Source organism: Streptomyces sp. NPDC020379, assembly GCF_044387105.1.
Classification (GTDB): domain Bacteria; phylum Actinomycetota; class Actinomycetes; order Streptomycetales; family Streptomycetaceae; genus Streptomyces.
Genome location: NZ_JBIRVR010000010.1, coordinates 85,287 through 104,539, shown reverse-complemented (window position 1 = coordinate 104,539; position 19,253 = coordinate 85,287). Strand labels below are relative to the sequence as shown.

At 70.9% G+C, this 19,253-nt stretch carries 16 protein-coding genes; 8 read left to right on the top strand and 8 right to left on the bottom strand.

Annotation, left to right across the window (positions count from 1 at the left end):
* Nucleotides 1–134: 134 nt before the first annotated feature.
* Nucleotides 135–1,301 carry a pyridoxal-phosphate-dependent aminotransferase family protein gene (locus ACH427_RS15940; RefSeq protein ID WP_398870053.1) on the bottom strand — a complete coding sequence of 389 codons (1,167 nt, stop codon included), beginning with the start codon at nucleotides 1,299–1,301 and terminating at the stop codon, nucleotides 135–137.
* Between the two features lie 97 nt (nucleotides 1,302–1,398).
* On the opposite strand from ACH427_RS15940, the gene ACH427_RS15935 reads away from it, so the two are divergent.
* Both ACH427_RS15935 and ACH427_RS15930 read left to right on the top strand, forming a co-directional pair.
* On the top strand, nucleotides 1,399–2,142 hold the full coding sequence (locus tag ACH427_RS15935) for an IclR family transcriptional regulator (RefSeq protein WP_398870052.1): 744 nt from the start codon (nucleotides 1,399–1,401) through the stop codon (nucleotides 2,140–2,142).
* Nucleotides 2,143–2,352: 210 nt separating this feature from the next.
* Nucleotides 2,353–4,014, top strand: a complete 1,662-nt coding sequence (locus tag ACH427_RS15930) for an L-lactate permease (protein ID WP_398870051.1) — start codon at nucleotides 2,353–2,355, stop codon at nucleotides 4,012–4,014.
* A 558-nt stretch (nucleotides 4,015–4,572) separates the two neighbouring features.
* Here the strand turns inward: ACH427_RS15930 and ACH427_RS15925 are convergent.
* Together ACH427_RS15925 and ACH427_RS15920 are read right to left on the bottom strand one after the other, a co-directional pair.
* Nucleotides 4,573–4,935, bottom strand: a complete 363-nt coding sequence (locus ACH427_RS15925) for a cupin domain-containing protein (RefSeq protein ID WP_398870050.1) — start codon at nucleotides 4,933–4,935, stop codon at nucleotides 4,573–4,575.
* 137 nt (nucleotides 4,936–5,072) lie between these two features.
* Entirely contained in the window at nucleotides 5,073–5,666 is a 594-nt protein-coding gene (locus ACH427_RS15920) for a TetR/AcrR family transcriptional regulator (protein ID WP_398870049.1), read from the bottom strand.
* A gap of 70 nt (nucleotides 5,667–5,736) precedes the next feature.
* Between ACH427_RS15920 and ACH427_RS15915 the strand changes: the two genes are divergently transcribed.
* Nucleotides 5,737–6,630 (top strand): NADP-dependent oxidoreductase, encoded by an 894-nt coding sequence (locus tag ACH427_RS15915; protein ID WP_398870048.1) that lies wholly within the window; start codon nucleotides 5,737–5,739, stop codon nucleotides 6,628–6,630.
* A 219-nt stretch (nucleotides 6,631–6,849) separates the two neighbouring features.
* On the opposite strand, the gene ACH427_RS15910 is transcribed toward ACH427_RS15915, so the two are convergent.
* Entirely contained in the window at nucleotides 6,850–8,034 is a 1,185-nt protein-coding gene (locus ACH427_RS15910) for a bifunctional class I SAM-dependent methyltransferase/NUDIX hydrolase (protein WP_398870046.1), read from the bottom strand.
* Between the two features lie 118 nt (nucleotides 8,035–8,152).
* Complete coding sequence (locus tag ACH427_RS15905; protein ID WP_398870045.1) at nucleotides 8,153–10,135, bottom strand: ATP-binding cassette domain-containing protein; 1,983 nt, start codon at nucleotides 10,133–10,135, stop codon at nucleotides 8,153–8,155.
* A 656-nt stretch (nucleotides 10,136–10,791) separates the two neighbouring features.
* Between ACH427_RS15905 and ACH427_RS15900 the strand changes: the two genes are divergently transcribed.
* Complete coding sequence (locus ACH427_RS15900) at nucleotides 10,792–10,983, top strand: hypothetical protein (RefSeq protein WP_398870044.1); 192 nt, start codon at nucleotides 10,792–10,794, stop codon at nucleotides 10,981–10,983.
* A gap of 162 nt (nucleotides 10,984–11,145) precedes the next feature.
* Nucleotides 11,146–12,339 (top strand): FAD-dependent monooxygenase, encoded by a 1,194-nt coding sequence (locus ACH427_RS15895; RefSeq protein ID WP_398870043.1) that lies wholly within the window; start codon nucleotides 11,146–11,148, stop codon nucleotides 12,337–12,339.
* A 74-nt stretch (nucleotides 12,340–12,413) separates the two neighbouring features.
* On the opposite strand, the gene ACH427_RS15890 is transcribed toward ACH427_RS15895, so the two are convergent.
* Complete coding sequence (locus ACH427_RS15890; protein WP_398870042.1) at nucleotides 12,414–13,223, bottom strand: LysR family transcriptional regulator; 810 nt, start codon at nucleotides 13,221–13,223, stop codon at nucleotides 12,414–12,416.
* Nucleotides 13,224–13,291: 68 nt separating this feature from the next.
* On the opposite strand from ACH427_RS15890, the gene ACH427_RS15885 reads away from it, so the two are divergent.
* Together ACH427_RS15885 and ACH427_RS15880 are read left to right on the top strand one after the other, a co-directional pair.
* Nucleotides 13,292–14,191, top strand: coding sequence for an NAD(P)H-binding protein (locus ACH427_RS15885; protein WP_398870041.1), 900 nt, complete (start codon nucleotides 13,292–13,294; stop codon nucleotides 14,189–14,191).
* Nucleotides 14,188–14,880, top strand: coding sequence for an SDR family NAD(P)-dependent oxidoreductase (locus ACH427_RS15880; RefSeq protein ID WP_398870040.1), 693 nt, complete (start codon nucleotides 14,188–14,190; stop codon nucleotides 14,878–14,880). Before ACH427_RS15885 ends, ACH427_RS15880 begins: the two co-directional genes overlap by 4 nt.
* Before the next feature lie 99 nt (nucleotides 14,881–14,979).
* On the opposite strand, the gene ACH427_RS15875 is transcribed toward ACH427_RS15880, so the two are convergent.
* A complete protein-coding gene (locus tag ACH427_RS15875) occupies nucleotides 14,980–15,432 on the bottom strand; it encodes a winged helix-turn-helix transcriptional regulator (RefSeq protein WP_398870039.1) in 453 nt (150 codons plus the stop codon).
* Nucleotides 15,433–15,527: 95 nt separating this feature from the next.
* On the opposite strand from ACH427_RS15875, the gene ACH427_RS15870 reads away from it, so the two are divergent.
* Nucleotides 15,528–16,793: an MFS transporter gene (locus ACH427_RS15870; RefSeq protein ID WP_398870038.1), complete on the top strand. Its 1,266-nt coding sequence runs from the start codon at nucleotides 15,528–15,530 to the stop codon at nucleotides 16,791–16,793.
* 133 nt (nucleotides 16,794–16,926) lie between these two features.
* Here ACH427_RS15870 and ACH427_RS15865 read toward each other — a convergent pair whose 3' ends face one another.
* A complete protein-coding gene (locus ACH427_RS15865) occupies nucleotides 16,927–18,054 on the bottom strand; it encodes an FAD-dependent oxidoreductase (protein WP_398870037.1) in 1,128 nt (375 codons plus the stop codon).
* Nucleotides 18,055–19,253 lie beyond the last annotated feature (1,199 nt).

Below are 19,253 nucleotides of genomic sequence, written 5' to 3'. Positions count from 1 at the left end.
GCGTCGCGGGAGTACAGGTGGCGGGTGTAGTCGTCGAAGCGGGCCTCGCCGTCGAGGTCGCGCCGCAGCCGGCGGAGCAGGTCATCGGCCGTGCTGTCGCCGGGGGTTGAGGGTGTCGGCACGCGTGCTTCCCTTCAGGGGGCGCGGAGCAGGTCGAGTGCGGCGTCGAGCCCGCGCGGGTCGAGGGGTACACCGGCGAGCTGGAGGCCCATCTGCACTCCGGCGAGGGTGCCGGAGAGCGTGAGGTCGCCGAGGCGGCCGAGGTGTCCGATGCGCAGCACACGGCCGGAGAGCTTGCCCAGGCCCGCGCCCAAGGACATGCCGAAGCGGTCCAGGATGATGGCGCGGGCCCGGTCGGCGTCGTGGCCCTCGGGCAGGACGACGGCGGTGAGGGTGGCGGAGTGCTCGCGTTCGTCGGCGCACAGCACGTCGAGTCCCCAGCCGCGTACGGCGGCCCGGGTGGCGGCGCCGTGGCGGGTGTGCCGGGCGAAGACCTGCGGCAGGCCCTCGGCCTGGAGCATGTACAGGGCCTCCTCCAGCCCGTAGAGGAGGTTGGTGGCGGGGGTGCTGGGGAAGTGACCGTGGCGGTTGGCCTCGATGACGGGGCGCCAGTCCCAGAAGGACTTGGGCAGCCGGGCGGTGCGCGCCGCGTCGAGCGCTTTGCGGCTGACGGCGTTGAAGCCCAGTCCGGGCGGGAGCATGAGGCCCTTCTGCGAGCCGGCCACCGTGACGTCGACGCCCCAGGCGTCGTGGCGGTAGTCGATCGAGGCGAGCGAGGAGACGACGTCGACGAGCAGCAGCGCGGGGTGGTCCGCGTCGTCGACGGCCCGGCGGATCTCGGGGACGCGGCTGGTGACTCCGGTGGAGGTCTCGTTGTGCACGACGCACACGGCTTTGATCAACCGGTCGGTGTCGGCGTCGAGTTCGTGGCGCACGGCGTCCGGGTCGGCGCCGTGCCGCCAGTCTCCGGGCAGGAAGACCACGTCGAGGCCGAGGGAGCGGGCCATCCGCTGCCAGAGGGTGGCGAAGTGGCCGGTCTCGCAGAAGAGCACGCGGTCACCGGGACTGAGGGTGTTGACCAGGGCGGCTTCCCAGGCGCCGGTGCCGGAGGCGGGGTGGATGACGACGGGGCCCTCGGTGCCGAACACCGGCTTGAGCCCGTCGAGCAGCCGCAGGGTGAGGGCGGCGAACTCCGGGCCCCGATGGTCGATCGTCGGCGCCGCGATGGCGCGCAGCACCTGGTCGGGGACGTTGGTGGGGCCGGGGATCTGGAGGAAGTGCTGTCCGATGCGGGAGGCCATGACGGTCAACTCCCCGGGTATTGTGCCGTGTTACGGCACGCCGTACCGTGATGAGGCATGCCGGAGCGTAGGCACGGGAAGCGGAAGGAGTCAATGGATGCGGAACGTCCTCAACGCGCTGCGGACGCTGGAGGAGGTCGCCGCCCGCCAGCCCGTCGGCGTCGCCGAGCTCGCCAGGGCGCTCGGCCTGCCCAAGAGCTCCGTGCAGCGCGCGCTGGTCACCCTCCACGCCGCCGGCTGGATCCGGCCCGCCGGCGAGGCGGTCACCCGCTGGGTGATCACCACGAAGGCACTGCGGGTGGGCCGGAGCGCCACCGGTGAACTGGGCCTGCGGGACGTGGCCCTTCCCGTCCTGGAAGAGCTGCGCCGCCGCACCGGCGAAACGGTCCATCTGACCGTGCCGGAGGGCGGCAAGGTCGTGCTGATCGAGCGACTGGAGACGGCGCAGCCCGTACGCATCGTCCTGCCGCTGGGGCAGCACCTGCCGTTGCACGCTTCCTCGAACGGCAAGGCCGTACTCGCCGCGAGCCCGCCGGAGACGGTCGAGCGCTATCTCGCGGAGGGCCTCCCCCGCTTCACCGGCACCACGATCACCGACCCGGAACGGCTGCGGGCGGAACTGGCCGTCATCCGGGGGCGGGGCTACGCGACCAACGGCGGCGAGTGGCGTTCGGATGTCTCGGCGGTGGCGGCGGCGGTGCTCGCCGCGTCGGGGCTGCCGGTGGCCGGCATCAGCGTCAACGTCCCCACGAGCCGGATGAGCGCGACCTCGCGCACCACCTTCGGCGCGCTGGTCGCGGAAGCGGCGAAGAAGCTGGGCTCCGCGCTGCGGGACCGCTGACAGCGAGCGCGGCCTCGTCGATCCCGCGCGCCGGGGCTCTTGACGGCGGCACACCGGCGACGCATCCTGCCGACTACAGAAATCCCCCTTCCGCATGACGGAACTACTCTGTCGCTCAGGCCGCTTCGGCCCCGCTCGCCCCATGGGTTCGCCGACTCGCGGACGACCATCCCGCACCCCTCGGTACACCGGAGAAAGCGAGACGCATCCGTGTTCCGACAAGTCACCGACCCCCTCGGACATCCGGCCCTCACCGCGCTCCTCGCCGCCCTCCCCCTGCTGGTGCTCCTGACCCTCCTCGGAGTCCTGCGCACCGCCTCCCACCGCGCCGCCCTCGGCGGTCTCAGCACGGCCGCCCTGATCGCCGTCACCGTCTATCGCATGCCACTCGACCAGGTCGCCGACGGCGCGGCCGAGGGAGCGGCCTTCGGCTTGTTCCCCATCGTCTGGATCGTCCTCAACGCCGTGTGGATCAACCGACTGCAGCGCGTCGGCGGCCACTTCGACGTCGTCGGCAGGACGTTCTCCTCGCTCTCCGGCGACTCTCGTGTCCAGGCGATCCTCATCGCCTACTGCTTCGGCGCCCTGGTCGAGTCGCTCTCCGGGTTCGGCACCCCGATCGCCATCACGTCCCTGCTGCTGCTCACCCTCGGGCTGAGCCCGCTCAAGGCGGCGGCGGTCGCCACCTTCGCCAACACCGCGCCCGCGGCCTTCGGTTCGGCCGGCAACCCCATCCAGGCCCTGGCCAAGGTGACCGCCTACCCCGCACACGACCTCGGCGCCATGGTCGGCCGGCAGTCCGCCGTCATCGCGGCGCTCGTACCGTGCGTCCTGTTGCTCATGATCGACGGCCGCAGGGGCCTCCGGGAGGCATGGCCCGCGGCGTTGACCGCCGGGGCGGGCTTCGGAGCGGGGCAGTTCCTGTGCTCGAACTACTTCGCCTACCAACTCACCGACATCGTCGCGGCCCTTGTCTCGACGGCCGCGCTGATCGCCCTCCTGCGAGTGTGGCGGCCACGGCGGGCCGCCGCCGTGGCGGTCCCGGCGGCAGCCGTGGCGGCCGGGTCGGTGACCAGGGGTGCCGGGGAGACGGACGCGGTGGAGACCGCCGCGCACCGCGACCACCCCCTGGAGGTCGTCCGGGCCTTCTCCCCGTACGCGCTCCTGATCGTCCTGTTCGCCCTGACCTCGTACCACGGCCCCGTACAGCGCCTCCTCGCATCCCGGGAGGTGACCTTCTCCTGGCCCGGCCTCAGGGTCCTCGGCGCCGACGGGCGCCCGGCCACCGTCACCGTCTTCGACTTCGGCTGGCTGGGCGCCTCCGGCACCCTGCTGCTGATCGCCGGAGTCCTGACCGCCGCCATCCTGCGGGTACCGGCCGGGCAGGCCGTGCGCTGCTACGCGCAGACGCTGTACGGGCTGCGCCGGGCCGCGCTCACCATCGCGTGCGTGCTCGCCCTGTCCTACGTCATGAACCTCTCGGGCATGGCCGTATCCCTGGGCACCTGGCTGGCGGGCCTCGGCCGCGCGTTCGCCCTGCTCTCCGGCTTACTCGGCTGGTTCGGCGTGGCCCTGACCGGTTCGGACACCTCGTCCAACGCCCTGTTCGGCGCCATGCAGACATCCGCCGCCCGGCAAGCGGGCCTCTCCCCTCTGCTCATGGCCGCCACCAACAGCACCGGCGGCGTCCAGGGCAAGGCCGCCGCCATGCAGAACCTGGTGATCGCCGCCGGCGCGCTGGGCATCTCCGGCCGCGAGGGCGAGATCCTCCGCAAGGTGATCGGCTGGAGCCTGGGCGTACTGGCCGCGCTGTGCCTGCTCGCGTGGCTGCAGTCGACATCGGTCCTGGGCTGGATGGTGCCGGGCGGGTGAACGGACCGGGAGCCGGGGCCGTGGGGCGGTCGCCCCGGAAGGGGGTGCCATGGCTCCTGCGGCGATCACGGCCAGGTACCCGGCGTGACCGGCGCAGCCGGCCAGGGCGAGCAGCACCGGAGCACACGCGTCGGGCAGCGAGTCGACGACGTCGAGAGCGTCGGCGGCGGCCTGCTCGATCCGGCGCACACCCCGAGACAAGTCAGTCGTACGGGTGGTTTGTGCCTACAGACCCGATGGCGGGGAAGCATGCCTCCAACGCAAAGGCGGTCAGCCGCTGAGCTCGATCCAGGAGGCGCAATGACAGGTGTCCGACGGGCCGTTACCGCGTTCGCAGCAAGTGTGATCGCTGCTTTGACGCTCGTCGTTCTAGCCGCACCTGCTGAGGCTGACGGCGTCATCGGCGGCTCTTTGGGCAGGGGGGTCAACGCTCTCCTCAATGGAGTCAACTACGGGCTCACCGGCATGGATTGACCCAATGCTGCCTTGAACCCGGGCGGCGATCCCTCTCGTGCCGGCCGGGCAGCGGCTCGACGGGGGCCGCCGCCCCCGGAGCTCCTACCTCTTGGCGTAAGCGCCGTAGCCCTGCCAGTCGACGACGACGCACCGTTCGTCACCGAGGACCCAGGCATCGTGACCAGGCGGGCAGACCATCAGGTCTCCCGGCCCGAACTCGCTCTCCTCACCGTCGTCCATGACGACCTTCATACGGCCGGTGACGAAGTACGCGGCATGCGCGGCCTGGCAGCTGTCGGTCCCGGCGATGGGCTTGACGTGCTTGGACCACTGCCAGCCAGGCTCGAATGTCGCCCGGCCCACCGGGCCGGTCTCGGAATTGATGACCTGGAGCTCCCCTTTCCCCTCTTCGAACGGCCGCGTTTCGTCGGGGCTGTCGAAGCTCACCCGGACCAGACCAGACATGGCTCCTCCAGTGCGGTGTCAGGGGTCAGCAATCCCCCATTTTAGTCGCGGATGGTGACACTCACCAGGTTCGACTACGTTACGTAATCGCCCGTGGCACACAACCGGAGCACCGGGGCTCTGTGAAACAGATGGCTTCAGGCCCGAGTGGCCGAGGCGGGAGTGGCGGCCTCCCAGGCCGCATCGATCATCTCGAAGATCTCATCCACCGCGGCCTCCGGATCGGCCGCCTCACGGGCCAGCGAATAGGCGTCGACCGCGAACCTCGCGATCGCCCGGCAGGCCGTCGCGGTCTGCGGCAGGCCGGGGTCGGCGGCGAGGGCCGTCGCCAGCGACTCCGCATGACGCAGCCTCATCGATTCCTCGTACTCCCGCAGGGCGGGCGTTTCGACGATCATGCTCCAGATCGGGGCAGCGCCGTCCCCCGTGCAATGGCGCACCAGGGCCTGGATCTCGCGGCGCAGCGCGGGGATGAGCGGCTCGTGCGGCGCCCGGCCGGTCACCGCCCGCGTGAGGCGTTGCTCGAAGTCCTCGTCCTGCTCGAACACCAGGGCCTCTTTCGAGGCGAAGTGGGAGAAGAGCGTGGTGACAGCCACATCGGCCTCGGCGGCCACGTCACGGATGCCCACCGCGCCGTACCCGCGTTCCAGGAAGAGCCGCAGCGCGGTGTCAGCGATCTTCTGGCGGGTCGCGGCCTTCTTGCGTTCACGGCGTCCGGGCGGCACGGTCATGCCCTCACGCTACCAGGTGCAAATCAATAACCGATTCAAAACACTAACCGTTAGTGCTACGGTCGGCCGCATGAAGAAGGTGAGCTTCGCCGAGTTCGGCGGTCCGGACGTTCTGCGACTCCTGGATGCCGAGGAGCCCCACGCGGGCCCCGGCCGGATACGTGTCGCGGTACGGGCGGCGGGCGTGAATCCCGTCGACTGGAGAGTCCGCGAAGGCCAATCCCTGAAGGCCCATCCGGTCGAACTGCCCGCCGGAGTCGGGCAGGACGCCTCCGGGGTGGTGGACGAGGTCGGCGAGGGCGTCGACGGGATCGAGGTCGGCGACCACGTATTCGGCAGAGGTTCGAGCACCTACGCCGAGTTCGCCGTGCTGTCGGCCTGGGCCCGCATGCCCGAGGGCCTGACATTCGAAGAGGCAGCCGGTTACCCCTCCGTGGTGGAGACCGCGCTGCGCGTCATCGGCCTGGTCGGCGTGCGGCCCGGGCAGACACTGCTGGTCAGCGGCGCCTCCGGGGGAGTCGGATCCGCGGTGCTGCAGATCGCCCGCGACCGTGGCATCACGGTGATCGGCACGGCCGGGGCCGCGAACCAGGACTATCTGCGCGGCCTGGGTGCCCTCGCCACGACGTACGGCGAGGGGTGGGCCGAGCGGGTGCGGCAGCTCGGCCGAGTCGACGCGGCTCTCGATCTGGCCGGCTCGGGCGTGATCCGCGACCTCGTCGAACTGACCGGGGATCCGCGGAAGGTGATCTCCATCGCCGATCTCGGCGCGCCGGAGCTCGGTGTCCGGTTCGCCGGGGTGACCGGGAATGTGCCGGAGGCGCTCGCCGAGGCCGTCGGCCTCATCGCCCGGGGAAAGCTCCACATCCCGGTCGAGAAGTCGTACACGCTCGCCGAGGCCGCGGCGGCACACATCGACAGCCAGGCCGGCCATACGCGCGGACGCCGCGTCCTGGTCATCTGAGCCGTTTCGCGCGGAGTCGTACGGCCCGGCAGGCGCCGCATTTCTTCCAGAGCCTGCCGGGCCCACCCGTGAGCGAGTCGAAACGGCCCGTCCGGATTCGCCCCATCAGACGGGCCGTCACGAAAGATCGGAGCTACGGCTGGTACACGGTCCGCTCGGGCCCGCAGTCGCAGCCCCACTGGATCACGGGGGCCTTGGAGACATGGCCGCCGGCCCCGGCTATGCCCGCGTCGACCCGATCCGGTAGACGTGGGCACGCGGGTGGTCGACAGGCAGCTCCGGCCGCCACGCGCGGAGGCCCTGGGCCGACGGGACGAAGAGCGGGCTCGGCAGCGTGTTCAACTCCGCCCACTCCCACCGGCCCACCAGCTCCGGTTCCGCTGCCACCGGACTCCCCGTGTGAGCGGCGACGACGGCGACGGCTGTCACCCGGTTCGTGCCACCGACCTCGTCCAGCAGCAGCGCGACCACCTCCACGTCCTCCGCTCGCGCGGACAGCGAGGTCTCCTCCTTCAGCTCACGTACCGCGGTCTCCTCGATGGACTCCCCCGGGTCGACCTTCCCGCCAGGGCACTCCCAGACCCCGGACCGGTGCAGGCCCAGCAGAACCCGCCCGGCGTCGTCGGTGACGATCACGCACACCCCCAGAGCGGTCTGGGCGACGGGCGGGTTCGTACCGCGCGGCCGGCTTGCCACCCGGGCGCGCGGAACGGCCTGCCGACGGCGCGCGGTGATCAACAGGCAGACCACCGGGTCGTCTGCCACGGGCGACGGCAGCAGGGTGACGTTCTCGACGAGGAAGCCGGCCTCGACGAGCAGGTCCTCCCACAGCGCGGGGGTGAGGACCCACATCGGGGTCGTGAGCATGCCCTCGTCGGCCAGGCGCACGTCTTCGGGGCGCGAACCGACCGTCGGGGACGGGCCGAGGCCGTCCCGGTTGGTGTGCAGCACCGAGAACACCAGGCGGCCGCCCGGACGGATACGAGGGGCGAGGGCCGGGAGGAGCCGGTGCGGGTCGATGAAGCCGAAGGCGTGCGTCGCGTACGCGACGTCGTACGGCTCCGCTTCCCGCTGGAGGTGATCGAGGATGTCGGCCAGGACGAAGCGCACGCCCGGCTCTTCCACGCCGTAGCGGTCGAGTGCCCGCCGGTGCTGCGTGGGCGAGCCGTCGACCGCGTCGACGACCGCGCCGTACGCGCGGGCCAGGTGCACGGCGTAACGGCCCGTGCCGCTGCCGATGTCGAGCACCCGGCGGCCGGCGAGGTCGCCGAGGACCTCATCGCCGGGCCCCCCGCCCCAGAACCCCCAGTCCACGCGCGCGGGTTCGGGCGGGTTGGTCCCCCGGTCGAGGTGGAAGCGCCCGAAGTCCGTCCACACCTGGCGCTCGGCGGTCATGTCGTTCATCGACATCCCCTCGTCTCGGTACTGATGCCGCCCCAGGCTCGCAGGGCGTGGTGGGGCACGGTGCCGACACCTGCGATGCGGGCCTCGGCCCTCCGACACGGCTCCGCCGGAGCGCCGTTCACCGCTCACCGCCGTTCTTCACCGCGTCGCCCGGCCGTCGCGGCCCCGGCACCGGGGCATCCTGGTACTGCCGGGCCTGCAACTCGTACAGCGTCCGGTAATGGCCTTGGTCGAGGGCCATCAGGTCGGCGTGGCTGCCGTGTTCGATCAGGCGCCCGTCGTGGAGGACGTAGATCAGGTCGGCGGTCGCGGTGGCCGCGAGCCGGTGGGTGATGAGCAGCACGGTCGTGCCGTCGTCGGTCAGGGACCGCAGGGCCTGGAAGGCTTCGATCTCGGCCTTAGGGTCCAGGGCGGAGGTCGGCTCGTCGACGATCATCAGTGGGGCTCGGCGGTAGCGGGCCCGGGCGCTGCCCAGGCGCTGCCACTGCCCGCCGGAGAGCTGGGTGCTGCGCTCGAACCCGCTGACGACGATGCTGTCCCACCGGTCGGGCAGCGAGTCGACGACGTCGAGAGCGTCGGCGTCGGCGGCGGCCTGCTCGATCCGGCTCTGGTCGAGGTCCTGGTCGGAGCGGCCGATGTGGATGTTGGCCCGGGCGGTCATGGACCAGTGGGGGAAGTCCTGGCACAGCAGACCCACTTGGCCGAAGACGGCGTCGCGGTCGGCCTCGCGCACGTCGATGCCGTTGAAGAAGACCTGGCCCTGTGAGGGCAGATACAGACCGGCCACGAGCTTGGACAGCGTCGTCTTGCCGCTGCCGTTCTCGCCGACCAGGGCCACCACCTTCCCCGCGGGGATCGTCAAGGAGACCTCTTCGAGGGCCGGCAGCTTGGCCTCCGGGTAGGAGAAGGTGACTTTCTCGCAGCGCACTTCGACCGGGCCGTCGGGCAGGGACAGCCCGCCGGCGGGGATGGCGTGGCGGTCGGCCAGCTCGTAGGAGGTCTCCAGGTCGGACAGGTACATCGACTCCTCGTAGAGCCGGTTCATGGTCATCACCAGCCCGGTGAGGTTCTGGCTCGAGGTACGCACCGCGAGCACGGCGGTACCGGCGGCCGCCAGTGGGATCTGGCCGTACCACAGCAACGCCCACAGGGCGCCGTAGGAGATGAGCGCGGCCACACCGGAGAGTGCCGAGGCCGCGAGGTCGGTACCGGCTTCGGCGTAGGCCAGGCGCTGTTTCTCCAGAGCCGAGGTGGCGGCCATGTCCTCGTAGGCTCCCGCCAGCAGATCACCGGCCTTGTGGGCCTTGATCTCCGGGCCGGCCTCGGGGCGGGAGAGCTGATAGGTGATCATGTCGGTCGCCCGGACGTGGTCGAGCCAGACCCGGCGCGAGGCGTAGTTCCGGCGGACGACCGCCACCGCGCCCCATGCCTTGGGCGCCGCGATCAGCAGCAGCGCGGCCACGAGGACGGGATGCAGGAGCACCAGCACCCCGGCCGCCGCCAGCAGACCGATGACGGTGTTGATGACCTGGATGGCCGAGCCGAGCATCGAGCGGATGGAGCGGATGCCGTACCGGCCGGCGTCCAGGGCCCGCTGGGTCTCCTTGTTCTCCAGCGTCGCGAGCTCCACCCGGGCCAGGCCCCGGTAGTACCGCGCCGTGCAGGCCCGCTCGATCTTCGGCTCCAGACGCCCGGACGCCGCCACGCTCACCGCGGACAGCGCCGAGGACGCCACCGTCACCGCGGCCGCCGCGCCGAGTGCGGGGGCGGCGTCCATGAGCCGGTCGGCGGTGGGACCGGCGGAGAAGATCGCTACGAGGATCTGGTTGGTGGCCACGAGCGTGAAGGCCCGCATCAGCCCGATGCCCAGCTCCGCCCCGAGCAGCACCAGCAGAGCCCGGCGGTCCTCACGCCACGCGGCCCGCGCGACGATCGCCATCATCGCCGGGAACTGCTTCGCCATCGACCAGAACGACACTCGCAGCAACGGGTTCTCGTACTGCGCCCATGACTTGTCATGCCTCAACGCCCCGCTGAACAGCAGCTGTTCACTGCGGGAGAGGGCCGGCTTGCCGGCCGGTTTTCCGAATCGGTTGAACACCACACCTCCGGAAGGAGAAATTCGCATGATGGGCAGTGGGCTTGGTTTACGGTGCTTCGTTCACTCGCGCTCTCCGGTCGCCGTCGACCACACCCCCGGTAGCGGGCCCCATGGTTCATGCGTGCCTTCCCAAGGGGGCCGCAGAGGTACCGGGTTCGAACGGCACGGCCGTCCTCGTCCCGGGGGCACGGCGGGCGTGACGGTGAGGCACTGCGCCTCCTCTTTGACGCGTGGATCGGACGGGCGATCGGAAAAACGACCCCCGATCGGGTTTGTCACGGCCCCCAGAGGGCGCTTTGTCGCGTGGAAGTTCGACATCGCGTCAATCCGCCTGTCCGCACAGGGCAGGGGGCTCGCGGCGGTCTTGTGCGATTCACCCGGCCGTGGCCCGTCACCCGTTCCGGGGGTTGCGTTGCCATAGGAAATGGCCCTCCCCCGCCGCCGTCCTCGCATCACGAAGCGCGGAGGGTGCCGAGTCATCGGCGGGATGATCGATGCCGGGAGGGCCGCGACCTGAGCGTGACATGCGACTGGCCCCTTACGTGGCCTGGCACCGCCCACGGCTTTCCTTGTAGCTTCTCGCCGCGGAAGCCGACGACGGCAGCGACGAGGCCGCCCTGTGGCTCCTCGGCGACGACCGGCAACCGTGGGCGTCAGTGGACTACGTGCCCGGATGCGACACCTTCACCGTCGAGCAGTACGGGCCGCGTTGCCTGGGGGACGAGGTGGAAGCGGCATTCCGGCCCCGGGAGGAGCGGGGACGGGCGGAACGCGACCGGGCCGGGCTGACGGTCACCTCCGAGGGGCAGCACGTCCGGCTCGGCACCCCCGACAACATCATCAGCTGAACTCCCGGGCGATCAGCCGCTTCCCAGGTATTGCTCAGAACGCAATGATTGCGTGCCGAACTTTGCATTGCCGTCCCGGCTCCCCCTGTCGAGACTCGACCTGTCCGCGAGCGCGGACAACGCGGTCACCGAGACACACGTCGGCAGTACTGGGAGAGTGTCGTGCAAAACAAGAGTGTTCTGATCTCCGGAGCGAGTGTGACGGGGCTGGCGCTGGCCTACTGGTTGCGGCGCGCGGGTTTCCAGCCGACGGTCGTGGAACGGGCGCCCGGCCTGCGCAAGGGTGGGCAGGCGATCGACATCCGCGGCGCCGCGTTACAGGTCGTGGAGCGGATGGGGTTGCTCGACGAGATCCGGGCCGCGAAGACCGACATACGCGGGATGTCATTCGTGGACAGCCGGGGTGAGGAGTTGTCCAGGTCCACCGAGGCCACCCTGACCGGCGGGTTGATCGACAATGATGACGTTGAGATCATGCGCGACGACCTGGCAGACCTGTTGTTCACCACGAGCCGCTCCAGAACCGAGTATCTCTTCGACGATGTCATCACCTCCATCGCGCAGGAAGACGACACCGTGCGGGTCGGCTTCCGGAGCAACTCTCCGCGCCGTTTCGACCTGGTGATCGGCGCGGACGGCCTGCACTCCGGCGTCCGCCACCTGGTCTTCGGTCCGGAGTCGGAGTTCGTCCACTTCCTCGGCAGCTATCTCGCGATCTTCAGCGTGGAGAACTTTCTCGGCCTCGACCGCTGGCAGATGTACCACACTCCCGGCGACCGCCTGGTCGGCGTCTACAGCGCGCGGCAGAACACCGAGGCGCGGGCGATGCTGATGTTCCACTCCCCGGCGCTCGACTACAGCCATCGGGACCTGGAGCAGCAGAAGAGCATCCTGGCCGGGCGCTTCGCCGATGTCGGGTGGGAAACGCCCCGCCTGCTGGCGGACATGTGGGACGCGCCGGACTTCTACTTCGACTCGATGAGCCAGATCCGCCTCGATCGCTGGTCGAAGGGGCGGGTGGTCCTCGTGGGCGACGCGGGTTACTGCGCTTCGCCGCGCTCCGGCCAGGGCACCAGCCTGGCCCTTGTCGGCGCCTACGTACTCGTCGGTGAACTCGCGAAGAGCCACGGCGACCACCGCCGAGCCTTCGCACGCTACGAGCAGGTCATGCGGGGCTACGTCCGCACCAACCAGCGACTCGCGCAGGACAGGTCCGAGGGCAGGACGGTCACGCCCGCCGACATCGCCCACGCGGCCGGCGCCATCTCGCTCGAGGACTACACCGGCCACGCCCGACGCCGCGACAGCGGCACCCAGGCGCCGAACCACACACCACACGCCCGCCGTTCGGCATGAGCGAGCGTCGGCTGATCCGGCCGTCACCCGCCTCTCCCCCCCACGGCGGGGCGACGCGGGTGCCGTCGGGCCGCTCAGGCGTGGCGCAGCGTGGCCGTGGCGATCTCCAGGAAGTCACGCAGCAGCTTCTCGCGCCGGTCCGCGGGGACGGCCAGGCACGTCTCGAGCCCCGGGACGTCCGTCACGGGGAGGTGGGCGAGGTCGGGGCGGGAGTAGGAGCGCGCGACGCTCAGCGGGACGAGCGCGATGCCGTGCCCGGAGGCGACGAGCTCGAACTTCTCCTCGAGTGAGGACGTGCGCCGTGTCGGTGTGTCGAGCATCCGCTCGTCGGCGAGATCCGCGGAGGTGAGTTCGTCACGGCAGGCGAGCGGGTGCGACGCGGGCATGCAGGCGACCCTGGATTCGCGGCCGATGGGGATGGTGTGCAACCCGGAGTCGTCGAACGGCCGCCGCAGATAGCCGGCCTGGGCCCGGCCGTCCCGCAGCGGCGCGTCCTTCTCCCACCAGCGTGAGGGGACGAGGTCGGTCTCGATGTCCGGGTGCCGCGCCGCGAACGCCCGGATCGCCTCCGACACACGCAGCCCGGGAGAGAAGGCGACGACCAGCCGCTGGATGCCCCGGTCGGCGTCGTGCACGCGCCGCACCACCGCGTCGACGGCCGCGAGGATCCCCCGCGCCTCCTCGTAGAGCTGCTTCCCGGCGAAGGTCAGCTCCACGCTGCGGGTGGTCCGCACCAGCAGCGCGCACTCCAACTCCTGCTCCAGGGCCTTGATCTGACGGCTGAGCACCGGCTGAGTGATGTAGAGCTGTTCCGCCGCGCGGCCGAAGTGCCGGCACTCGGCCACCGCGGCGAAGTAGCGGAGCTTGCGCAGGTCGAGGTCCATGCCTTCAAGGTATCAATCGCCAGGAAGGGTATTGGACGCCGTGGACGGCCCGCCGTGAGACTCCACGCATGATTGTCATCACCGCCCCAACCGGCCAGATCGGCGGCCGGCTTCTGAACACCCTGCTCGAGGAGGCGCCCACGCGCGGCGAAGAACTGCGCGTCATCGTGCGCGACCCCGGGAAGCTCCCCGACGCGGTGCGCGATCGCGTCGATGTCGTCACCGGCTCGCACGGTGACGCGGCGGTCGTCGACCGGGCCTTCGCCGGCGCGGACGCCGTCTTCTGGCTGGTCCCGCCGGCTCCGCCGCGGGCACCGAGCCTGGACGCGGCGTACTCCGGGTTCACCGGCGCCGCCGCGAAGGCGTTCACGGCCCACGGAGTGGGCCACGTCGTCGGCGTCTCGGCGCTCGGCCGCGGCACCCCCCTCGCCGGCCGCGCCGGACACGTCACGGCGTCGCTGGCGATGGACGACCTCATAGCGAGTACAGGCGTGGCCTACCGGGCGCTCGCGAACCCCACCTTCATGGACAACCTGTTGCAGCAGGTGGCCTCGATCCGCGACCACGGCGTGTTCACCGGCACCGTCGCCGCCGGCCGCAAGGCGCCGCTGGCCGCGACCCGGGACATCGCCGCTGCCGCCGCCCGCCTGTTGCTCGACCGCTCGTGGACGGGAACGGGCGAGGTCCCGGTGCTGGGCCCGGAGGACCTCTCGGCGAACGACGTCGCCCGCGTCATGTCCGAGGTCCTCGGCCGCCCGGTCCGCTACGAACGGCAGTCGCTCGGCGACTTGCGCGCCACGCTCACCGGGCACGGCTTCGGGGACGCGGTCGTGGAAGGCTACGTCGACATGATGCGCTCCAAGGACAACGGCCTCGACGACGGCGTACGACGCACCCCTCATCACCCGAGCCCGACGACCTTCCGCGCATGGTGTGAAGAGGTTCTGAAGCCGGAGGTCCAGGCATGAGCACCAGGACCGCCCTCATCGTCGGGGCATCCCGCGCCCTGGGGCTCGGCCTGGCCACCGAGTACGCGCGGCGCGGCTGGAACGTCATCGGAACCGTCCGCGGCAGTCGCCGCACCGGCCTCCACGACCTGGCCGAGGCGTCCGGAGGCCGGGTCACCGTCGAGTCGCTGGATATGACCAAGCCGGAACAGATCACCGCGCTGCGCGACCGCTTGGCGGGGCGCACCACCCTCGACCTGCTGTTCGTCAACGCCGCCGTCACGCGGGGCGACCTTCCGATCGGCGAGGTCCCGGAGGAGATGTTCACCGAGGTCATGGTCACGAACGCGCTCAGCCCGATGCGCGTGGTCGAGTCCTTCCGCTCGCTGGTCACGCCGACCGGGACCATCGGCGTCATGTCCTCGCGCCAGGGCAGCATCAGCTTGAACACCAGGGGCGGTCAGGACCTCTACCGCGCCAGCAAGTCCGCCCTGAACCAGCTCATGCGCAGCTACGCCGCCCGGTACGCCGAGGCCGCGCACACCCTCCTGCTCATCAACCCCGGCCATGTCCGCACCGAACTCGGCGGGCCGGACGCGCCGCTGACCATCGATCAGTCCATCCCGGGCGTGGTGGACACGATCGACCGCCACAGCGGCGAACCCGGCCTGCAATTCCTCAACTACCTGGACGAGCGCGTGCCCTGGTGACGGCCGCTGGCGGCGAGCGCTTCGCCTTGCCCGACCCCGCGTGGAGCGGCACCCCTCGGGTGCCGCTCCACGCGGATGTTTCCGAGTCTCCGGCCGGCATCACTGAGCGGAGACCTTGTGGACGGCCGTGTCGTCGGGGTCCAGCCGCCGCCCGTCCGCGGCCAGCACCTCCAGTGTGCGCAGGCGATGTCCCTGCCGCCGGTCGACCAGTTCCAAGTGCGGTTCACCTGGAGCGAAGAAGTTCTGTTCGCCCCACTGCCGCAGCGCCACGATGACGGGGAAGAGCGCCTTTCCCTTCGGCGTCAGTACGTACTCGCGGTAGGCGCTGCCGTCCGAGGCCGGGACGGATTCGAGGACACCGCCGGCGACCAGGGTGCGCAGACGCGCGGTGAGGATGTTCTTGGCCACGCCGAGGCTGCGCTGGAACTCCCCGAAGCGGCGGCTTCCGTCGAAGGCGTCCCGCACGATCAGCAGGGACCACCAGTCGCCGATCGCGTCCACCGACCGGGCGACGGGGCATTCGCTGTCGTCGAAGCGCGTCCTGGTCACCATGGCGTCCCTCACTCTCACATCGGTTGCAACACGCTACCAAGGAAGTTACCGTCACCACTGGTAGCAAGATGAAACCATAATCGGAGGGAGTGCCGATGCCCGGCAACGGTGAGGCTGTGACGCGACGGACCGAGGCCCGCAGCGAGGAGGGGCCCGCGCCCGCCCTGTCACGTGGTGTCGTCATGCTGTTCGCCGTCGCCTGCGGGGCCGCGGTGGCCAATGTCTACTTCTCCCAGCCACTCCTGGTGACCATGGGTCACGACCTCGCCATGAGCCCGGCGCTCGTCGGCAGCGTCGTCACCCTCACGCATGCCGGATACGGGCTGGGGCTCTTCTTCCTCGTACCGCTGGGCGACGTGGCCGACCGCCGACGGATCGTCGTGGCCCAATTACTGCTCCTGGTCGTGGCGCTGACCGTGGTCGCCGTCGCTCACACGGCGGCGGTCCTGCTCGCGGGCATGGCCGCGACAGGGCTGCTCGCGGTCGTCACGCAGACACTGGTGGCCTTCGCGGCATCACTGGCCGCCCCCGCCGAACGCGGACGGGTCGTCGGTCTGGTCACCAGCGGCGTCGTCATCGGAATCCTGCTCGCCCGCACCGCGTCCGGCCTCATGGCCGACCTCGCGGGCTGGCGCTCCGTCTACCTCGCGTCGGCGTCGCTCACCGCCCTGCTCGCCCTGGTCCTGTACAGGGTGCTGCCGCGCCACAACGCCGCTCCCCCGGCACCCCTGCGCTACGGCCAGCTCCTGCGCTCCACGATCACCCTGTTCGCGCGGGAACGGCTGCTGCGGCTCCGGGCCCTGTTCTGCCTGCTGGTCTTCGCCGCTTTCAGCACGTTGTGGAGCAGCGTCGCGCTCCCGCTCAGCGAAGCCCCGTATTTCTTCTCCCACAGCGCGATCGGGGCGCTGGGACTGATCGGTGTCGCCGGTGCCCTGGCCGCGACCGTGGCGGGCCGCCTGAACGACCGCGGACTCTCCCGTCGGACCACCGGCATCGCCCTGACACTGCTCGCCGTCTCGTGGCTGCCCCTGGCCTTCACCCGCAGCTCGCTCTTGGCCCTGTTCGCCGGGGTGATCCTCCTCGACCTCGCCGTGCAGGCGGTGCATGTCACCAACCAGACCCTGATCTACGCGCTGCACCCGGACGCGGGCAGCCGGCTGATCGGTGGGTACATGGTCTTCTACTCGATCGGCAGCGCCACCGGCGCCATCGCCGCGACCTCCCTCTACACAGTGGCCGGCTGGGGTGCCGTATGCGCACTGGGCGCCACGTTCAGCTGCCTCGGGCTCGCACTGTGGGCGTTCACACGGCACAGCACCCCGGACCCCACGGCCAAGGCGGCCGCCCGCAGCGGAGGATGAGCGGCCGGTGACACGGCTTCCGCCCGCACTGCGCGTGGCGGGCGGAATACACGCCCCGCTCCCGCGGCGTCAGGGATGAACTGCCCTGCCCCAAAGGCGTCCTGGCCGAGGGAGCTGGGCAGCATGCGTTGCCTCAGCCGAGGAAGTCCGGGAAGTCCGCCTCGGTGGAGTCGGTGTCGGGGACCAGCGTCGCGAGCATGTCCGCGGTCACGGCGGCCTGGTCGGCGGAGCGCGCCAGCATGACCTTCTCGTACGCGGCGACCGCCTCGTCGATGCCGGGCCGGTCGATGACGGCCTGGGCGAGTTCGGCGCCGTCGAGCATGGCGAGGTTGGCGCCGACGCCGACAGGAGGCATCAGGTGGGCGGCGTCACCGAGCAGGGTGACGCCGGGGACGCGGTTCCAGGTGTGCGGGACCGGGAGGACGTACACCGGCCAATGGGTGAACGCGCCGTCGTTGGCACGCATCAGGTCGAGCAAGCTCTCGTCGAAGCCCTCGTACATGCCCAGCAGTCGGGCGCGCACGGCCGCGGTGTCGGCGAGGTCGAGGCCCTCGTGCCAGTCGAGCGGGCCGCGGAAGGCGGAGTAGACACGTATGTGGGCACCCGCGTTGCGCTGGGCCACCACGCTCAGGCGCCCCGCCTTGGCCCACATCATGCCCTGACCGACCTGCTCGGCGATGGCGGGGAAGCGCCGGTCGACGTCGTTGAAGCGGCCCTCGACGAACATGACGCCGCTGTAGGCGGGCTGAGCGTCCGAGAGCGCGCGACGCACCCGCGACCAGGCGCCGTCCGCGCCGACGACCAGGTCGAATTCCTCAGCGCCGCCGTGGGCGAACTCCAGGCGGGCGGTGCCCTCGGGCAGCGGCACGGCCTTCTCGACCGCGTGGTCCCAGCGCACGCTGCCCGGGGTGAGGGAGTCGAGGAGGAGGGTGCGCAGGTGCCCTCGGTCGATTTCGGGGGCACCGGTGTCTCCGGGCTCGGGCAGGTGGTGACGCAGCAGGGTGGCCGAGCGGTCCATGAGGCGCGATTCCTGCCCCTCGGGCCGGGAGAGCGCGAGGAACTCATCCAAGAGGCCGGCGGCGCGCAGGCCCACCTGGCCGGTGTCCTCACGGATGTCGAGGGTGCCGCCCTGCGAGCGGGAGTCAGCGGTGGCCTCGCGCTCGAAGACGGTGACGGATACGCCGTGCCGCTGAAGGACACGCGCGCAGACGAGACCGCCGAGGCCGCCGCCGACGATCGCGATACGAGGAGTGGTGGACATGATGGGGCTCCTGTCGGAGGAGGGTCGGATACGGGGCGGTGACATACTCATGAGGGGCGCCGGTCCACCCAAGGTCGCAGCCCCCACCGACACACCGCCGACAGGCTCCCGACACATCGCCGCGTAACCGCGGACATGGGTGTTGACGATCGCGCGCACGTGGCTCCGAGGGGTCACGGTGGCGGCACACACAAGAATTTGGCCGTGCGCACCGGCTCAAGACCGACCGCGGTTTCCACAGCGCCGTCATAGACGCCCCCGGGCACGGCAGCCGCCCGCGCACCACGGGCGGGAAATCGCCGCGCTGTACGGGGCGAGGGCGACGGGTGAGCCGGAAGGCCCGGTCGTCGTACGCCACAACGCCCACCTGGCGGAGCGCGCCGTGCCCGAGTGGCAGGCGGCCCTGGACGCCCTCCGGGGGGACTTCCGGAGATCGGCCGGCGCCCGGCTCACCGGCCGGACGTCATTACCACAACCCCGGATTCCGCCCCTCCAGCAGGTGTTCCGCGCGGCGTTCCGTTGGTACGAGAGGATGACTTTTCATCCATCGGACCGCGCTCGCACACGCCGCCGTCACCGCCTGCCACACCGCTCCCCCACCGACGCCCCCGCGACCGACTCCAGGGGGAAAGCCGCTGGTGGCAGCGGTGTGCGGAGATCCACGTCGGGCGAGCCAGGGCGCGAAGCGAAACCTGGCGGCCCCTCAGATCGCTTGCCTGTGCGAGGTTTCGGGCGGATCGCGGGTATCCCGGGGTCATGTGGGTATCGCGCGGGCCCGGTAACCTACCACTACCAACTCCCATTCCGGGACCGTTCGGTGCTTCGCGGGCGTCGCCCATGGGGTCCACGAACAACACCGGGCTCCGGGAGGGAGGTGACCTCATGGAGGGAGCTCCAAAGGGCCACCACGGCGACAGGTGGGACCGGCTCTACCGCTGGATCCGCTGGGTCGGCCCGCTCTACACGGTTGCCAGAGCCGTGCGGGAGCTGTTGACCTGACCGAACCGCCTGTAGCAAAGGCCCCGACCCGGTGGTCGAGGCCCCGCCGTAGTTGCAGAGGGCCTCATCCCCGAGCGCTTGGCCGGCACGGAGGGGGTGAGGCTCTCGCATTTCCCCGGGCGTGCCGCCGCCGGGACGGTACGAGGGGAACATGTCTTCCGACACCGCCACTAAACACCGCCCCCGGGGCACTGTCAAAG